The organism is Chitinophaga sp. NPDC101104 (assembly GCF_050277495.1).
Classification (GTDB): Bacteria; Bacteroidota; Bacteroidia; order Chitinophagales; family Chitinophagaceae; genus Chitinophaga.
Genome location: NZ_JBNNSF010000001.1, coordinates 3,172,374 through 3,187,334 on the forward strand (window position 1 = coordinate 3,172,374; position 14,961 = coordinate 3,187,334).

General features: G+C 55.8%; 13 protein-coding genes. 7 read left to right on the forward strand and 6 right to left on the reverse strand.

Annotation, left to right across the window (positions count from 1 at the left end):
- Positions 1-6: 6 nt before the first annotated feature.
- The 5 genes from ACQKLP_RS12810 to ACQKLP_RS12830 are packed head-to-tail and all read right to left on the reverse strand — an operon-like array spanning position 7 to position 5,780.
- Complete coding sequence (locus ACQKLP_RS12810) at positions 7-1,167, reverse strand: FtsX-like permease family protein (RefSeq protein WP_427323142.1); 1,161 nt, start codon at positions 1,165-1,167, stop codon at positions 7-9.
- Between the two features lie 9 nt (positions 1,168-1,176).
- On the reverse strand, positions 1,177-2,415 hold the full coding sequence (locus ACQKLP_RS12815; protein ID WP_427323143.1) for an ABC transporter permease: 1,239 nt from the start codon (positions 2,413-2,415) through the stop codon (positions 1,177-1,179).
- A 17-nt stretch (positions 2,416-2,432) separates the two neighbouring features.
- Positions 2,433-3,098 carry an ABC transporter ATP-binding protein gene (locus tag ACQKLP_RS12820; protein WP_427323144.1) on the reverse strand — a complete coding sequence of 222 codons (666 nt, stop codon included), beginning with the start codon at positions 3,096-3,098 and terminating at the stop codon, positions 2,433-2,435.
- Positions 3,076-4,539, reverse strand: a complete 1,464-nt coding sequence (locus ACQKLP_RS12825) for a TolC family protein (RefSeq protein ID WP_427323145.1) — start codon at positions 4,537-4,539, stop codon at positions 3,076-3,078. Before ACQKLP_RS12825 ends, ACQKLP_RS12820 begins: the two co-directional genes overlap by 23 nt.
- A complete protein-coding gene (locus tag ACQKLP_RS12830) occupies positions 4,536-5,780 on the reverse strand; it encodes an efflux RND transporter periplasmic adaptor subunit (RefSeq protein ID WP_427323146.1) in 1,245 nt (414 codons plus the stop codon). Before ACQKLP_RS12830 ends, ACQKLP_RS12825 begins: the two co-directional genes overlap by 4 nt.
- 238 nt (positions 5,781-6,018) lie before the next feature.
- Here ACQKLP_RS12830 and ACQKLP_RS12835 point away from each other — a divergent pair, with 238 nt between their 5' ends.
- The 5 genes from ACQKLP_RS12835 (at position 6,019) to ACQKLP_RS12855 (ending at position 9,960) form a co-directional block, all read left to right on the forward strand.
- Positions 6,019-7,758, forward strand: coding sequence for a cellulase family glycosylhydrolase (locus tag ACQKLP_RS12835; RefSeq protein WP_427323147.1), 1,740 nt, complete (start codon positions 6,019-6,021; stop codon positions 7,756-7,758).
- Positions 7,759-7,816: 58 nt separating this feature from the next.
- On the forward strand, positions 7,817-8,446 hold the full coding sequence (locus ACQKLP_RS12840) for a hypothetical protein (RefSeq protein WP_427323148.1): 630 nt from the start codon (positions 7,817-7,819) through the stop codon (positions 8,444-8,446).
- Positions 8,447-8,466: 20 nt separating this feature from the next.
- On the forward strand, positions 8,467-8,934 hold the full coding sequence (locus ACQKLP_RS12845) for a DUF5362 family protein (RefSeq protein ID WP_427323149.1): 468 nt from the start codon (positions 8,467-8,469) through the stop codon (positions 8,932-8,934).
- A gap of 117 nt (positions 8,935-9,051) precedes the next feature.
- The gene (locus ACQKLP_RS12850) at positions 9,052-9,486 is read left to right on the forward strand and encodes a hypothetical protein (RefSeq protein WP_427323150.1); all 435 of its coding nucleotides are present in this window, start codon (positions 9,052-9,054) and stop codon (positions 9,484-9,486) included.
- A gap of 12 nt (positions 9,487-9,498) precedes the next feature.
- Entirely contained in the window at positions 9,499-9,960 is a 462-nt protein-coding gene (locus ACQKLP_RS12855) for a hypothetical protein (RefSeq protein WP_427323151.1), read from the forward strand.
- A gap of 81 nt (positions 9,961-10,041) precedes the next feature.
- On the opposite strand, the gene ggpS is transcribed toward ACQKLP_RS12855, so the two are convergent.
- Entirely contained in the window at positions 10,042-12,300 is a 2,259-nt protein-coding gene (ggpS, locus tag ACQKLP_RS12860; protein ID WP_427323152.1) for a glucosylglycerol-phosphate synthase, read from the reverse strand.
- Between the two features lie 261 nt (positions 12,301-12,561).
- Here ggpS and ACQKLP_RS12865 point away from each other — a divergent pair, with 261 nt between their 5' ends.
- Both ACQKLP_RS12865 and ACQKLP_RS12870 read left to right on the forward strand, forming a co-directional pair.
- A complete protein-coding gene (locus tag ACQKLP_RS12865) occupies positions 12,562-14,289 on the forward strand; it encodes an AMP-dependent synthetase/ligase (protein WP_427323153.1) in 1,728 nt (575 codons plus the stop codon).
- Between the two features lie 81 nt (positions 14,290-14,370).
- On the forward strand, positions 14,371-14,934 hold the full coding sequence (locus ACQKLP_RS12870; protein ID WP_427323154.1) for a GNAT family N-acetyltransferase: 564 nt from the start codon (positions 14,371-14,373) through the stop codon (positions 14,932-14,934).
- Positions 14,935-14,961: the final 27 nt, after the last annotated feature.

Here is a 14,961-nt window from a genome sequence, read left to right on the forward strand (position 1 = left end):
TTTTTATTAATCTTCATGCAAAGCCACCGCCGGATAGATTTTGGCGGCCTGCCTGCCGGGGTACAGCGCGCAGAGGGTGACGAGCAGGTACAGGAATGCCATAGACAGCAGGATGGATACGATGTAAATGGACGCGGAAATGTCGAACAGGTGCAGGAGCGGGAACTGCACGGCCAGGATGACACCCAGCAGGAGCGGGAGGCTCGTCAGCACGAGGGCTTCGCCTACGATCTGCCAGGTGATCGCGCCTTCGGTGGCGCCCACGGCCTTGCGGAGGCCCAGTTCGCCCCGGCGCCTGCTTACGCTGTACCATACTACGCCGTAAATTCCCAAAGCCACGTTGAGTACGAGAAAACCGCTGATCACCAGCATGAGAATTACTGGCACCAGTGCCAGGCGGTTGCGTACCACCCGCTTGTCTTCCAGTTTTTCGATCTCCGTGCTGGAACCAGGCAGGTGGTGCATGATATTTTTGTAGATCTGGCTTTCGGTGGAAGGCGCGGCATTGGCCGACAGTTTCACCAGGAATTTGTCCTGGAACCCGCTGTCGATGCGTTGATACATTCCAGGCGAGACTTCCGCGTAATCGCCCTTGTCTTTCATGTTACCCACCACGCCAACGATCAGCCGGTCGCCCGGGAGAATCTTGCCTATCGGGTCCTCCGTTCCGAAGAACACTTCCGCCAGCGCTTCATTGATGACGACTGGCCGGCGGCCACTGGCCGCGTCTTGCCTGGAATACCATCTTCCCCTGCGCATTTCCGCCTGCACGGTTTTGGCAAAATCGTCGTCGGCCCAGTACGTTTCGGGCTGCGCTGAAATATTGTTGTAGGAGATGTTGTCGCTCATCGAACTGATGGTATACGGGCTGTTGGAGCTGACATATGTTACGGCGGCGACACCGGGCATTGTCTCCAATGAGCGTTTGAGTTGTTCTGATACCACGGTCAGCGAATCGCGGGGCGCGCCGTCCGGCATGCGGGCAGACGCGGTAATGGAAAGCACTTTGCGGTATTCGAAGCCGCGGGGCGTGCGGAGGTTGTTATAGTTGTACACCAGCATGGTGAAAACGGCGAACAGTACCATAAAGGAGACGAATAACTCCAGGAACAGCAGGAAATGCTGTCGTTTTTTATTCCAGATGAGGGTGAGCAGATGTTGCAGCATACGGATGTTTTAGACGTTTTTCAAAGCGGTGGCGATCTGCATGCGGCTCATCCGCCAGGCGGGATATACGCCGGACATGCATCCGAAGAACAGGCATATGACAAGGCTTATGCCCAATACCTTGTAATTGAGCGCGAGTTGGACGTGGCTCAACAGTTCCACCTGATTGAGTATCGCAATTACGGCGAAAGACAGCACCACGCCGATCAGCCCGCCGATCAGCGTCAGGATCACGTTTTCCACGATGAATTGCACCACCAGCGTGCGCGACGAAGCGCCGAACGCTTTGCGCACCCCGATCTCGGACGCTCTTTCGAGGATCCTGCTCAGGTTGAGGTTGACGAGGTTAAGGGTAGGCAGCAGCAGGAAAAACAGCAGGAACGCCCCGATGTATATCATCAGTTTGGAGGTGGCGTCAGATTTGTGATTGCCCAGCATCATTCGGGTGAACGTGGTGAGGTAAGGTTTGGCATGGCTCTCCAGTTCGGTAAAATGCTCGTGCGGCATAGGTACTTTGGACATCTGGTGTGCATATTCCGCCTGCATCGCTGGCAGGTCGGCCTTTGAGTGAGCCAGCAATATAGGAGTGAACAGGCCGTTGTACCCTTTGTTGCCGGTGTGTTGCTTAGAAACAGTCCAGGGCAGGTACATATCGCCGTACGCGAACACCTGCGTAATGGGAACGCTCTTCACCACCCCGGCCACGCGGTATTGCACGTTGTCTGTCTCGAGTATCTTCCCTACGGCCGGTGAACCCTTGCCGAAATAACGGTCGCGTGTGTGCTCCGTGATCACAGCTACCCGCTCGGCGGCGTCGATCTGTGCCTGTGTATAGGGCTTGCCTTCGAGGAACCGGAATTGAAGCACTTTCCAGAAACCGGCATTGGTATACTTGATGTCTATGACCAGTTTCTGGTTGTTGACATAAGTATTGGAAGGGCTGAAGATGGAAGAAATGGCCACAGCTTCGGGCGTTTTCATGCTTTCCACGTAGGTATGGAGGAAGTGATAACTGAACGGACCAGTGCGCTGCCCCTTTTCCTTTGGGTCAGTGAGCTTGAGCGTCATTGAATACAGGCTGCGGTCGCGGTACACGTCGGGGTAGGAGCTGCTCACCAGGTGGTCAGACACGGCCGTGAGCACCATTAGGATGGTAAGGGAAAAGCTGATGCCGAACAGCGAAATGAACGTGAAGAACTTTCTGCGCTTCAGCACGGCTATGGCGATTTTGAAATAGTTCGTGAGCATATGGGTGGATTGAGGGATTATTGGACCTGCGCGCCGTCGAAGAGGCGGACGAGCCGGTGGGTTTTACGGGCCATTTGTTCGTCGTGTGTCACCATCACGATGGTGGTGCCATCTTCCTTGTTGAGGCGCAGCAGGATGTCCATCACCTCGTTGCCCATGGCGCTGTCGAGGTTCCCGGTGGGCTCGTCGGCCAGGATGATGGACGGCCGCCCCACGATCGCCCGGGCGATGGCCACGCGTTGTTTCTGTCCGCCGGAAAGCTGTGTGGGGAAGTGTTTCATGCGGTTGCCAAGGCCCACTTTGCCGAGGGCTTCCGCCGCCAGCTCCCGCCTTTCTTTGGCGGTGGATTTACGGTACAGCAACGGCAGCTCCACGTTGTCGAGCACCCGCAGGTCGTTGATAAGATGGTAGCTCTGGAAAATGAACCCGATGCTCCGGTTCCGGAAGTGCGCCAGCTGCTTGTCGCGCAGGTGAACGGTGTCCGACCCGGCGATGGTCACCTGTCCGCCGCTGGGCGCATCCAACAGGCCCATGATATTGAGCAGGGTGCTTTTGCCGCAGCCCGAAGGGCCCATGATACTGAGGAACTCGCCTTTGGCGATGTCGAGGTTGATGCCGTTGAGGGCTTGTGTTTCGACCGTATCGGTACGGTACACTTTTTCAATCTTTTTCAATTGTATCATAACTGATCTTTTTGTTTTGTTCGAAATCGTATAGGGATAAATAACGTAATTCATAATAAGCGACCCAGAAGTCCCGCAGCGCCAGGATGTAATCGCGCTTGGCCTGGTCTTTCTCCGAAAAGGCGATGCTGAGGTCGGTAATGCTCAGGTTGCCCAGCACGTACCGCTGCCGCGCGATCTCGTATTTCTCCGACGCGATGCTGTCTGCCGCCGCGCTCAGTTGCACCTGCTCCTGCATCATGGTGTAGAGCGTAACCTGGGTGGTGACCGACTGCGCGAAATTCTGCTTGTCCTGCTCCACCGCGTATTGCGTAAATTCCAGGTTGGCTTCCGCCGTTTTGGTGCGGGAGCGCTGGCGGCCCCAGTCCAGCACAGGGATGGTGAATTTCAGTTCCACCAGCTGCTGGTTGCGCGGGTCACGGTACACTTTCCCCAGGTCGGCCGCGCTGTTGGAATAGCCGAGGTTCGCGTTCAGGGCGGCGTTCAATCCGTTTTCACCTTTCGCTTTCGCTACGTCCCTTTTCGCTTCGCGGATGCGGCGCTCATAGGCGATGGATTCGGCGTTGTTGGCATACGCTTCCTCCAGCACCCGCTCCGCGCTCACCTGCATGGCGATCACGGCCGGCGGCAGCGTGAGCCTGATTTTCCCGGCATGTTGCATGCCGGCATAGGCGCGGAGGTTCATGGCGGCGATCTCCATATCGCGGCGCGCCGTGCCGGCCGATTTTTCGGCTTTCAGGTATTCCAGCTGCAATTGTAAGATTTCGTTGCGGGATATTTTGCCCAGCGCAAATTTTTCGTCGGCGATGCGTTGGATCTGGCGGGTGTTTTCGAGGTTGGTGACGGCGATCTGGAAGTTTACCTGCGCCAGCAGCAGGTCAAAGAAGTAATCGGCGGCTTTTACGCCGATGAATTCCATGTCGGCGATAAACTGCTGCTTGCTTTCGGCGAATTTGATGGGCGCGATGCGGGTGTCCCACTTCAACTGGTTGAACTGGAACAGCGGCTGCGTATACCCGATAGTGAAAGGGATGGCATTGTACAGCCTGGTGCCGGCACTGAAATCATCGAACCGCTGCAGTTGCGTGGCGCCGTAGATACGGCCGCCCGTTGCGGTAATTCCCTGGCTGAAGGAGAGGTTGAGCGCGGAGTTGTTGTAATGTACCGGCTCGAATTTGATGGTGCCATTCGGCTGTGTAACAGGATTGAATGTTTTCTGGAACCCCGGCAAAGTGCCTTCCAGCGCCAGCTGGGGCTGGTAGTTGGAGCGATGGGTGCGCCATTCCCAGTATTTCGTTTTGCGGACGGTAATGGCCTGCCTGGCGGCGATGGAGCCTTTTCGCGCCATGTCCACCACCTGGTCCAGCGAAAGCTGCAGGGTGTCCTGGGCGGGGAGGAGCCCTGGCAGACAGCTGAATATGAGGATCGGGATCAATTTCATTGGATGTCGATTTCTTTGGCGTTCTTAAACCCGCTCATGTCGGATATAATGATGGTTTCGCCGGCTTTCAGGCCGGATTTGATTTCCACGAAATCGAAATTCGCCATGCCGGTCTGCACCATTCTTCTCACGGCCCTGTTCCCTTCCACCACGTACACCGCCATGGGCGATACGCCGTTGAAAGCCGCGCCGTTGGGTGCCCGCAGCACGCCGCGCCCCGATGCGGTCACGGGGTACACGTCTACTTTAAGGTTGGGGCGGAGGGAAGGATGATGGCCCTGGTCCAGCTGTATGTCGAATGTGACCGTACTGTTCTGCACCGCGGGGTGAACGGTTTGGACCCGCCCACGGATGCTTTGGTCCTGGATGCGGACGATGACGGGCATTCCGGCCGAGAGCTTGTCGGAATAACTATCGGCGATCGTGCCCGTCACCTTGAAACTTTGAAGGTCCGCGATGCGCACCAAAGGCTCTCCCTCTCGCACGGTAGTGCCGATGTTGCGGTTCACCCAGGTAACCACGCCGTTCCGGTGTGCCACGATGCCGGCGCCGTCGAGCTTCCTTTTCAGCTCGGTGAGCGCCTGCGCCTGGATGGCGGATTCGATCTCGGATTCCCGCATTTCTACCTGCATGGCTTCCTGTTTGTTTTTTATCTCGTATTCCAATTGGGCTTTTTCGTGCTGCGCCACGCGGAGATTGGTTTCCGCCTGCTCCACGCTTTCCCGGGTGCCGCCGCCGGCCTTGAACAGCCGCCTGGCGTTCTCCACGTCGGCCTGCAGCGCCTGGATGCGCAGCTGCTTGATGTTGTTGCCGGTCTGCAGGTCGAAGTAACTTTTATCGAGCTGGAGGCGCAGTTTTTTGATGTTGTTGCGGCTGGATTCCAGTTGAAACTTGCCTTTCTCGTATTCCGTTTCTGCCGTGGCCTTGTCGAGCTTCAGCAACGGCTGGCCGGCTTTCACGGTAGCTCCGGCGGCAATGGATACTTCCAGCAGGGCGGCGTTTACCGGGCTGGTGATCACCTCTTCGAACTCCGGCAATACTTCGCCAGACGCGGTCAGTGTATTCTCGATATCGCCGGTGCCTACCTGCGCGGTCTGGATGGATGCGCGCGGCACGCTGGCGTTGAAGAAAAACCGGATGCACAATACGGCCACCGCCACGATGACGATGATGCCGGCGGCCACAGCCCAGCGTTTGCGCAGGCGGTTTTGTGTGAATGTGGATGGAAGCGATCTGTCCATAGGTAAATCTGAAAAATTTGTCTTTCCCTTTCCAATCCAAATGCCAAACGTAATTATCAGACATTCAATAAGATGCGAAAATCCGCTTTCAAAAAAGCGTTCGATATCGGACAGAATTTCCGGAATCGGAACGAAACGGACGGCGCCGCGAAAAAGGGAATGGATGAAGGGATGGACGGTTGCATCCCATAAAACAATTGCCTAATTTGACGGGATCATTCATTCCATGTTATTACTTATGAAAACGTTTGTCTTATCGTTAGGGCTTTTGCTGGCGGGGATCTGCGCCCATGCACAGGGCTTCCTCAAAAGATCGGGTACGCAGATCGTGAACGGGAACGGCGCGCCCGTGATCCTGCGGGGCATCGGCCTCGGCGGATGGATGCTCCAGGAAGGATATATGCTCAAAATCTACCGCGAAGGCCAGCAATACCGCATCCGCGAGCGCATCGAAGCGCTGGTTGGGCCTGCCCGGACGGCGGAGTTTTATGATCGCTGGCTGGCCAACCATACCACGGCCGAAGACATCCTGGTGCTGAAGAAATGGGGATTCAATTCCGTCCGCCTGCCCATGCATTTCAATTTGTATACCTTGCCCGCCGAAAAGGAGCCCGTGAAAGGGCAGGACACCTGGCTCCACAAAGGCTTCGCGATGACCGATTCGCTCCTCGCCTGGTGCAAAGCCAACCAGATGTACCTCATCCTCGACCTCCACGCCGCGCCCGGCGGTCAGGGCAACGATCTCAATATTTCCGACCGCGACCCGTCCAAACCCTCGCTCTGGGAATCCCCCGAAAACCAGCGGAAAACCGTGGCACTGTGGCGCAAACTGGCCGAACGATATAAGAACGAGCCCTGGATCGGCGCGTACGACATCATCAATGAGCCAAACTGGGGCTTTACCGACCCGGCCGGCGACCGCAACGGCACAAAGGAAAAGCACAACGCCCCGCTCCGGCAGCTCATGATGGAGATCACGGCGGCCATACGGGAAGCAGATAGCAAACACATCGTCATCATCGAAGGGAATGGCTGGGGCAATAATTACAATGGCGTTTTCCCGCCGTGGGACAGCAACATGGTACTCAGCTACCACAAATACTGGAACTTCAATGACCCGTCCAGCATCAAACATATGCTCGAAGCGCGGGAGAAATATAACATCCCGGTGTGGGTGGGCGAAACGGGGGAGAACTCCAACGTATGGTTCACGGAAGCAATCCGTTTACTGGAAAATCATGGCATCGGCTGGGCATGGTGGCCGCTGAAGAAAATCGGGATCAATAATCCGCTGGAGATCGTGGCGCCGGAGGGCTACGCGAAAATCCTGCGATACTGGGCAGACAGTGCTGCGCCGCGCCCCGATGCAGAAGAAGCCTGGACCGCCCTGAAAAACCTCGCTGAAGCCACGAACATCCGCCGGAACGTTCCGCACCGCGATGTGGTGGACGCGATGCTGCGGCAGCCGGCCGATCCCTCGGCGAAACCGTTCAAACATATAAGACCGGCGCCGTCCATGGAGATAGCTGCCGATCTGTACGACCTGGGCGCAAACGGATTTGCCTATTATGATACCGATACCGCCAATTACCGGGTCTCCGATCCGAAGCGCACCGGTGGCAACCGGGGCGGGGCGTCGAGGAACGACGGGGTAGACATTGCCCGGGATTCGGCCGGGGCTTACATCACCCAGGTGGAATCCGGGGAGTGGACGCAGTATACGATGCCATTCCCGGCGAACAAGCCGGTGCGCCTCTGGCTGACGGCCCGCGGTGGCGAAAAGGGCGGGAAGGTATCGCTGTGGGTGGATGGAAAGCCTTTGCTGGCAAGCGTTTCCGTGCCTGCAGGGGCCAACTGGACGGACGTGCTGCTCGGCACGATCAAGCTGCCTGGAGGCGCGCATTCGCTCCGGGTGCATGCAGACGAAGGCGGATTTGAATGGCGTTGGCTGAAATGGAAACAGCCGGCAGTAAAATAATAATTATCTTTTCGTTACGAAATAACAAAAATAATATATATATTCGGCCCGGAATCATATGCCTCAACAGTCCACCAAGAAGCGGTTCGAATCGTGCTGTGTAGCCTGCGACACCTGGATCGTTAGCTATCAGTCGGCTACGCTCCCTCAGCCGGTATACCTCGTCTGGTATACGGACAGGGCGAGTGGCGACCGGTTGCTCATGCACCGGAATGGCCCGGTTTTCACGGCGGAAACGCCGGAAAGCGTGGCGCCTGCTGCGGATGCGCAGTTGCCAGGGCTGGTGTACCATCCGCGGTTCCCGCAGTGGCTGGAAAGGGTAGTGGAACTGACCCCGACGGTCTGTAACGCATACGATGCCGATTATATCGAACAGGCGCTTTGCAGCAAGCGGAAGCTCAGCCTCAAGGCGATGGACGCCCTGTCCAACTTCATCGATCTTTTCGGCGATTATGCCAATAGCCTGGAGAACGTTTCGCACTTGCAGGCGTTCCGTGAAAACCCCGTGATCGAATCGTACATATCCCATTATTACCGCTTCATTTTCTGGCCGCGCCTGCAGCAGGGCGCGCAGTTCAGGGATGCGCAAAGGCCCGCGCTGGAAACCGACCACAGCGCATTGTTAACCGTGTTCAGAGAAATGAGGGCGCAATTTGAAGCCGGTCTCAAAAGCTTATCCGGAAACTGATCTATCTAAAACCTACAAAAATGGAAAATCAAAACCTGTTCGACCTCCACATCGACGAATCAAGCGCCCGTTTTCTCAAAGAAACCGCAAAATGGGGCCGGTTCCTGTCCATCCTCGCTTTTATCGTGCTCGGCTTTTACGCGCTGTGCGTCCTGATCATGTTGCTGGTGGGCCAAAGGGCCAGCGGTCCGGTGATGGAAAACGCATACGGTGCCAACCCCATGAGCATGATGCTGGCTACCGGCACAGGCCTGATCTTCATCCTGCTCTTCGTGGTGCTGATGGTGATCCCCGTTATCTACCTGTACCGCTTTTCTTCCCGTTTGAAAGTGGCGCTGGAGAATAACGACCAGCACACGTTGACCGAATCTTTCAGCAACCTGAAATCGCTGTTCAAATTCTACGGTATTTATACCATTGTAATCCTGGCGATCATGGTGCTGGCGTTCATCGGCGGCCTTATCGCCGGCGCTTCCATGATGGGTTAATAGTTATACAGATGATATTGAAAAGGAGCCCCCGCCCGGGGGCTCTTTCCCGTTTTATAAAATCTTCCCGTACTTATGTTCATTTCCGTTCAATCCAGGTTCAAATGGGGCGCCTACATGCCGCTTTTGGCCGGCGTTTTGCTTCCGGCGTTCATTTTGGTCGTGATGTGGTCCCAGTTTATTGCCAGGGGGCTTTTGACGAACAATGGTAAAATATCCTGGCCGCTGGCGCTGTTTGTTGTGGCGATATTGTCGCAGGTAGGTGTGACGGTCTTTCTGCTGCTGACGCGTTTGGTGCGCATGGAGATTTCCGACTATGGCATCAAGGCGAAAAATTTTTATGGATATGGACAGGAAAAGGAATGGTTGTTCGCCCATCTCGAGGGATATTCCATTAAAGTGCAGGACCTTAAGAACAAGGGTGTCGTGGAATTTTTGATCCTTTGGAAAGATGGGAAAAAGGTGCTGCGGATCAATGATTCCTATTTCGATAATTACTTCGAAATAAAGGAAGCGGTGTCCGCCAAATTGAAAAATTTAGGTGAACGATAACGCTAAGGAGGCATGAGGACCATAACATCGAAAATCCGCCCGGCTGTTTATATATCAGCGCTGCTGGGGTTGTTGATCCCTTTTATCTTTCTCTTGTTTGGTGCTGCGTTGCTATCGGATGCAGGTAGGTTCGACGGCATTTCGCTGTTGCTCTGCATGGGAACAATAGCGGCGGCCGCCGGGACGCTTGTTTACTGGGGTAAAGTCACTAACCGGCAGTTCGTTTGGCTGGAAATCGATGAAGACTGCATTAAGCAGAAAAGACTAGGTGGATATGGCGCCGAATGCACATGGCGGCTTGATGAGCTGGTTGGTTATACGATCCGCACGCGATGGATAAGGAGTAGCGGGGCGGTAGAGGAAATCGTGATCTGGACGAATGGTAAAAAGGTTATCACTGTTTTGCAGCCGGCCTTTTCCAACTATCTCTTGCTGAAAGACGCTATCGAGCGCGGTTTGAAGCCGATTCGCTAAAATATCATTCAATGAAGAAACAAGGCCGCCCCTCACAACAGGGCGGCCTTTTCTATTTTTCATTCTTCAATCATCCGGAAGTTACGAAGATTGCGCCAGGCTCAGGTTGTAGGCGTGTATGCCGCTGAGCTCCTGCATGAATTCATCTGCCCAGAATTCGATATTGTAATGGTTCACGTTCTCGAACAAGCGCTGCATGCGGATCTGGCGTTCCTGCTTGTTCATGGCGATGGCGCGGAGCAGCGATTCGGTCATGGAAACATTGTCGTACGGGTTGGTCATGATCGCATCTCCCAGTTCTACCGATGCGCCGGCGAATTCAGAAAGTACCAGCACACCGTCCGAATTCGGGAGTTGCCCCTGCGCGGCCACGTACTCCTTGGCAACGAGGTTCAGTCCGTCGCGCAGCGGTGTTATCCATGCGATGTCGGCGATAGCGTAGTACGCCACCACTTCCTCGAACGAGAACGAGCGGAAGAAGAAATGGATCGGTACCCAGTCAATCGTGGAATATTTCCCGTTGATCATACCGATGAGCTGTTCCAGTTCCTGCTGCACCTGTTCGTAGATCTTCATTCCTTTCGCCGGCGGCGTACAGATATTGATCAGTTCCACTTTGCCGTGGAGGTTCGGATGTTCTTCGAGGAACTGCGCGAAGGCTTTGATCTTCTCCAGCGGCCCTTTCACATAATCCAGCCTTTCGATGCTGAGGATGGTTTTCTTGCCGAGGGTGTTTTTCTTTAACTGTGCGATCATTTCCTTCGTGCCGTCCTGCTGCAGCAGTTCGCCGATATAGTCCACATGCACGCCTACGGGATTGGCGCCGAGCCTTACTTTGCGGCGGCCGGTATCGATCTCGCGGGTCATGGTGCCGGTGCCCATGGCGGAGCTGTAGGTGAGGAAGCGCGGGGCGCAGCTTTCGGTTTCCGTGATCTTCACGGGCATGAGGCTTTTCACGACGTCCACGAAATTCTCCACGTAGCGGGGAATGTGGAAGCTGACGTAATCGCACTGCAGCAGGCTGTGGATGATCTCCGAGCGCCAGGGAATGATGTTGAAGGTATTGGCCGCCGGAAAAGCGGTGTGATGGAAGAAACCGATCTTAAGGTCGGGCCGCAGCTGGCGCAGGAATCCGGGCACCATCCACAGGTTGTAGTCGTGGATCCAGATCATGGCGTTGGGCGCGGCTTCCTTCGCGGCTTTTTCGGCGAACACGCGGTTCACTTTCAGGTAATGTTCCCAATGTTCGTGGTTGAACTGGGCTTTTTCCACGAAGGAGAAGATCGCGGGCCAGAAGGCTTCCTTAGAAAATACTTTATAGAACAGGTTGATGTCGTCTTTTTGCAAAATCACCGGGCTCGCTTCCAGGTTGGGATATTCTTCCGGGTCGATGAAGAAGTTTTCTTCCGGTGCTGGATTTTCTTCGTCCGCTTCCTGCCACGCGATCCACAGTCCGGGCCGGCCGGATTTGAAGAAATTGGTGAGGGTGGGGAGGATGCCGTTGGGTGATTTGGGTTTGCGGCGCACGAGCTCACCGTCTTCCACCGCCGTTTCGAACGGGAAGCGATGGTAGAGCATGACGAGCTGGGTGGATTCCGCGGATTCTGCGGCTTTTTCCGCTTTGGTGTAAAAGGGCCGGAAATCTTTCCAGTGCCGGATGGCTTCGATGATGCCGCCGGCGCCGGGCGCGTTGGCGATGAAAGTGTCTTCGCGGCCGGACACGGCGCGCACGAGCGCGGGCTCTGCCGCGCCTACTACTACGCCCCGGAACCCGCGGCCGTAGAGCGAAAGATCGTTGAGGGTGTCTCCGGCTACGAGGATCTCACTGTCGGGGACCTGCAGGAGGTCTGCCAGTTGCCGCAATGTGGCGCCCTTGTTGACAGACGGGGGCAGCACGTCGAGGAACTTGTTGGCCGACAGGATGATGTCGCAACCGAGGGCTTCTTCCAGCCGGGTGATTTCCGACCGGATGGAAGGGTCGTCAAAAAAGAAGGAGCAGCGGCGCTGCTGTGGCACGGGCTGGAGGCGCAGGCCTTTCACTTCGTTCATCTGTTCCATAACGGCCTGTTTGCCGGGCCATTTCAGTTCGATGTTGTTCTGAATGGGTTGGACGGGCAATAACGTATGGCCGTCGAGAATGGTGGCGCCCACATCGCAGATGATGTAGTCGGGCGTGGGGATGACAGGGTCTTTCAGGAGCGGGAGGACGGTTTCCACGCCGCGGCCTGTTACGAAAATGAGCCGGAAGTCAGCGTTTTGCCGGATCAGGGCATACAGTTGTTCTTTGTGGGCCTGACTTCCTCCCAGGAATGTTCCATCTAAATCGGTGGCAAGGATCATTATCAGTGTTTTTAGTGATAGAATATGTTTCAAAAGCCGCAGAGGGCTTGAATATCAGCGGGGTTAAGGGTTGGATAGCGTTCACAAAGGTACGGAAAATGCCGGGAGGGGCGGGGTGACAACTTGGCGAAATTGGTGACGATTAGTCACGCCGATGACTTGTTTCATCCAGTGAAATTTATTATATTGGCCATGATGATACAGCCAAAACGATTATTTGACGCGGTAGCTTACCAGCAGGAAAAATTCCCTAAACCGGATATGGTCGCCTCCAAGGTGGAAGGCAACTGGAAGCCGTATTCCACGGCGGCCGTCCAGGAAAATGCGCAACGCCTGGCCGCAGGGCTCCTGGCGCTGGGCGTGGGCGGGAACGACTTTACGGCCGAAGGTGCAGACAAGATCGCCATCATTGCCAACAACCGTCCGGAATGGATATTTACCGATCTGGCGGTGCAACAGGCAGGCGCGGTACTGGTGCCGCTTTATCCCACTACCAATCCGCTCGAAGTAAAATTCATTTTGAACGATTCCGCGGTGAAATACATCTTCGTGAGCAACCAGGAGATGTACGAGAAGATCAGGGACCTGATGCCCGAAGTGCCCTCGCTCAAAGGCATCTATTCGTTCGACCAGCTGCCCGGTGTTCCGCACTGGTCGGAAGTGACGGCCAAAGCCACGCCCGAACTGGAAGCGAAAGTGAAAGAGATCGCCGCGGGCATTCCCGAAGAACATCTCGCCACCATTATTTATACCAGCGGCACCACGGGCACGCCCAAAGGCGTGATGCTCACGCATAAGAACATCGTCTCCAACGTCATGTTCTCCAAAGCGAGCTTCCCCTTCCCGGATGCGCCGGAAACCCGCGTCCTGAGCTTCCTCCCGCTCAATCACATCTTCGAGAAAACCGTTACCTACATTTATCTTTTCAGCGGCATCAGCATTTACTACGCGGAAAGCATGGACAAGATCGCCGATAACCTCCGCGAAGTGAAGCCCGATGGTTTCACCACCGTGCCCCGCCTCCTGGAAAAGGTATACGAGAAGATCATGAGCAAAGGCAACGAGCTCACCGGCATCAAGCGCGGGCTCTTTTTCTGGGCCGTGGCCCTGGGTAAAAAATACGACAACGTGGTCAGCAACGGCATGTGGTACAACATTCAGCTGGCGATCGCCAATAAACTCATCTTCAATAAATGGCGCGACGCCCTCGGTGGCAAGATCTCGTTCATCGTTACCGGTGGCGCCGCCGCATCGGAAGGCCTGTTGCGCATTTTCAACGCGGCCGGGATCCCGGTGTACGAAGGGTACGGGCCAACGGAAAACAGTCCCGTTATCAGCGTGAACCGCCGCTTCCCGGCGGGGCTGACGCGCTTCGGTACCACGGGCCCCGTGCTCGAAGGCGTGGAGCTCAAGTTCACGGAAGAAGGGGAGATCTGCGTGCGCGGCGCATCCGTCATGAAAGGTTACTACAAACGCCCCGATCTCACCGCGGAAACGGTGATCGACGGCTGGCTCCATACCGGAGATATCGGCACTTTGGTGGAAGGGAAATTCCTCAAGATTACCGACCGCAAGAAAGAACTGTTCAAGACCAGCGGCGGCAAATATGTGGCGCCACAGCCCATCGAGAACAAAATGAAGGAAAGCCCCTTCATCGAACAGATCATGGTGGTGGGCAACGAGCGCAAATTCGTGAGCGCGCTCATCGTTCCCTCGTTCTCCCTCCTCAAACAATGGATGAACCAGAACAACGTGCCCTTCACCACCAACGAAGAAGCCGTGAAGAATCCGCAGGTGCTGGATATGTTCCAGAAAACGGTGGACCGTTACAACGCCAATTTCAACCACGTGGAGCAGGTGAAGAAATTTGCCCTGATGCCTGCCGAATGGGGCGTGGATACCGGGGAAATGACGCCGAAGCTCAGTCTCCGCCGCAAAGTGATCCTCGATAAATACAAAGACATGATAGAAAATATCTACAACGTCTGACCAGTATATTCCCGGGCCGGCAGCCCATGCCGGCCCTTTTTCCTGTTGCTTCCCTGCCTGTAAACCCGTTAACTTTGTGACATGATACGTCCTGCAACCCCCAACGACGCGCCCGCGGCCATCCAGCTGCTCTTCCTCGCCATGGAAGACATTGCCCGCAAGATTTCCGGTACCAACGACATGCAGGTGGTGACCCATATTTTCGAGCACCTGTTCCGCCAGCCGGGCAACCAGTACAGTTTCGAGAATACATTGCTGTACGACGCCGGCGACGGCGTTTCCGGTATGATCGTGGGGTACGACGGCGGCAAGCTGCACCAGCTCCGCAAGCCCGTGCTCGACTACATCCGCTGGCAAACGGGCGCAGGGGTTTGTCCGGAAGACGAAACGCAGCCGGGCGAGTTTTATCTCGACAGCATCGCCGTGGCCCCGGGGAACCAGGGCAAAGGGATCGGGGGCCAGCTCATCGACGCAGCGGTAGCGCGCGCGGCGGGTGAAGGCTTGCGGAAGGCGGGGCTGCTCGTGAGCACCGATAACCCCGCCGCACAGCGGCTCTACGAAAGGATGGGCTTCAAGGTCGAATACACGATGCCCTTTGCCGGAGGCCGCTACCACCATCTCATAAAAAAGATCGACAATGCATAGTACCGAAGCGGCAGTAACGCGTCTTCC

Excerpts from the sequence above, each read along its gene's own strand:
- ACQKLP_RS12835 (WP_427323147.1), top strand. The coding sequence starts at position 6,019 with ATGAAAACGTTTGTCTTATCGTTAGGGCTTTTGCTGGCGGGGATCTGC.
- ACQKLP_RS12825 (WP_427323145.1), bottom strand. The coding sequence starts at position 4,539 with ATGAAATTGATCCCGATCCTCATATTCAGCTGTCTGCCAGGGCTCCTC.
- ACQKLP_RS12865 (WP_427323153.1), top strand. The coding sequence starts at position 12,562 with ATGGTCGCCTCCAAGGTGGAAGGCAACTGGAAGCCGTATTCCACGGCG.
- ACQKLP_RS12870 (WP_427323154.1), top strand. The coding sequence starts at position 14,371 with ATGATACGTCCTGCAACCCCCAACGACGCGCCCGCGGCCATCCAGCTG.
- ACQKLP_RS12810 (WP_427323142.1), bottom strand. The coding sequence starts at position 1,167 with ATGCTGCAACATCTGCTCACCCTCATCTGGAATAAAAAACGACAGCAT.
- ACQKLP_RS12855 (WP_427323151.1), top strand. The coding sequence starts at position 9,499 with ATGAGGACCATAACATCGAAAATCCGCCCGGCTGTTTATATATCAGCG.
- ACQKLP_RS12850 (WP_427323150.1), top strand. The coding sequence starts at position 9,052 with ATGCCGCTTTTGGCCGGCGTTTTGCTTCCGGCGTTCATTTTGGTCGTG.
- ACQKLP_RS12830 (WP_427323146.1), bottom strand. The coding sequence starts at position 5,780 with ATGGACAGATCGCTTCCATCCACATTCACACAAAACCGCCTGCGCAAA.
- ACQKLP_RS12815 (WP_427323143.1), bottom strand. The coding sequence starts at position 2,415 with ATGCTCACGAACTATTTCAAAATCGCCATAGCCGTGCTGAAGCGCAGA.
- ACQKLP_RS12820 (WP_427323144.1), bottom strand. The coding sequence starts at position 3,098 with ATGATACAATTGAAAAAGATTGAAAAAGTGTACCGTACCGATACGGTC.
- ACQKLP_RS12845 (WP_427323149.1), top strand. The coding sequence starts at position 8,467 with ATGGAAAATCAAAACCTGTTCGACCTCCACATCGACGAATCAAGCGCC.
- ggpS (WP_427323152.1), bottom strand. The coding sequence starts at position 12,300 with ATGATCCTTGCCACCGATTTAGATGGAACATTCCTGGGAGGAAGTCAG.
- ACQKLP_RS12840 (WP_427323148.1), top strand. The coding sequence starts at position 7,817 with ATGCCTCAACAGTCCACCAAGAAGCGGTTCGAATCGTGCTGTGTAGCC.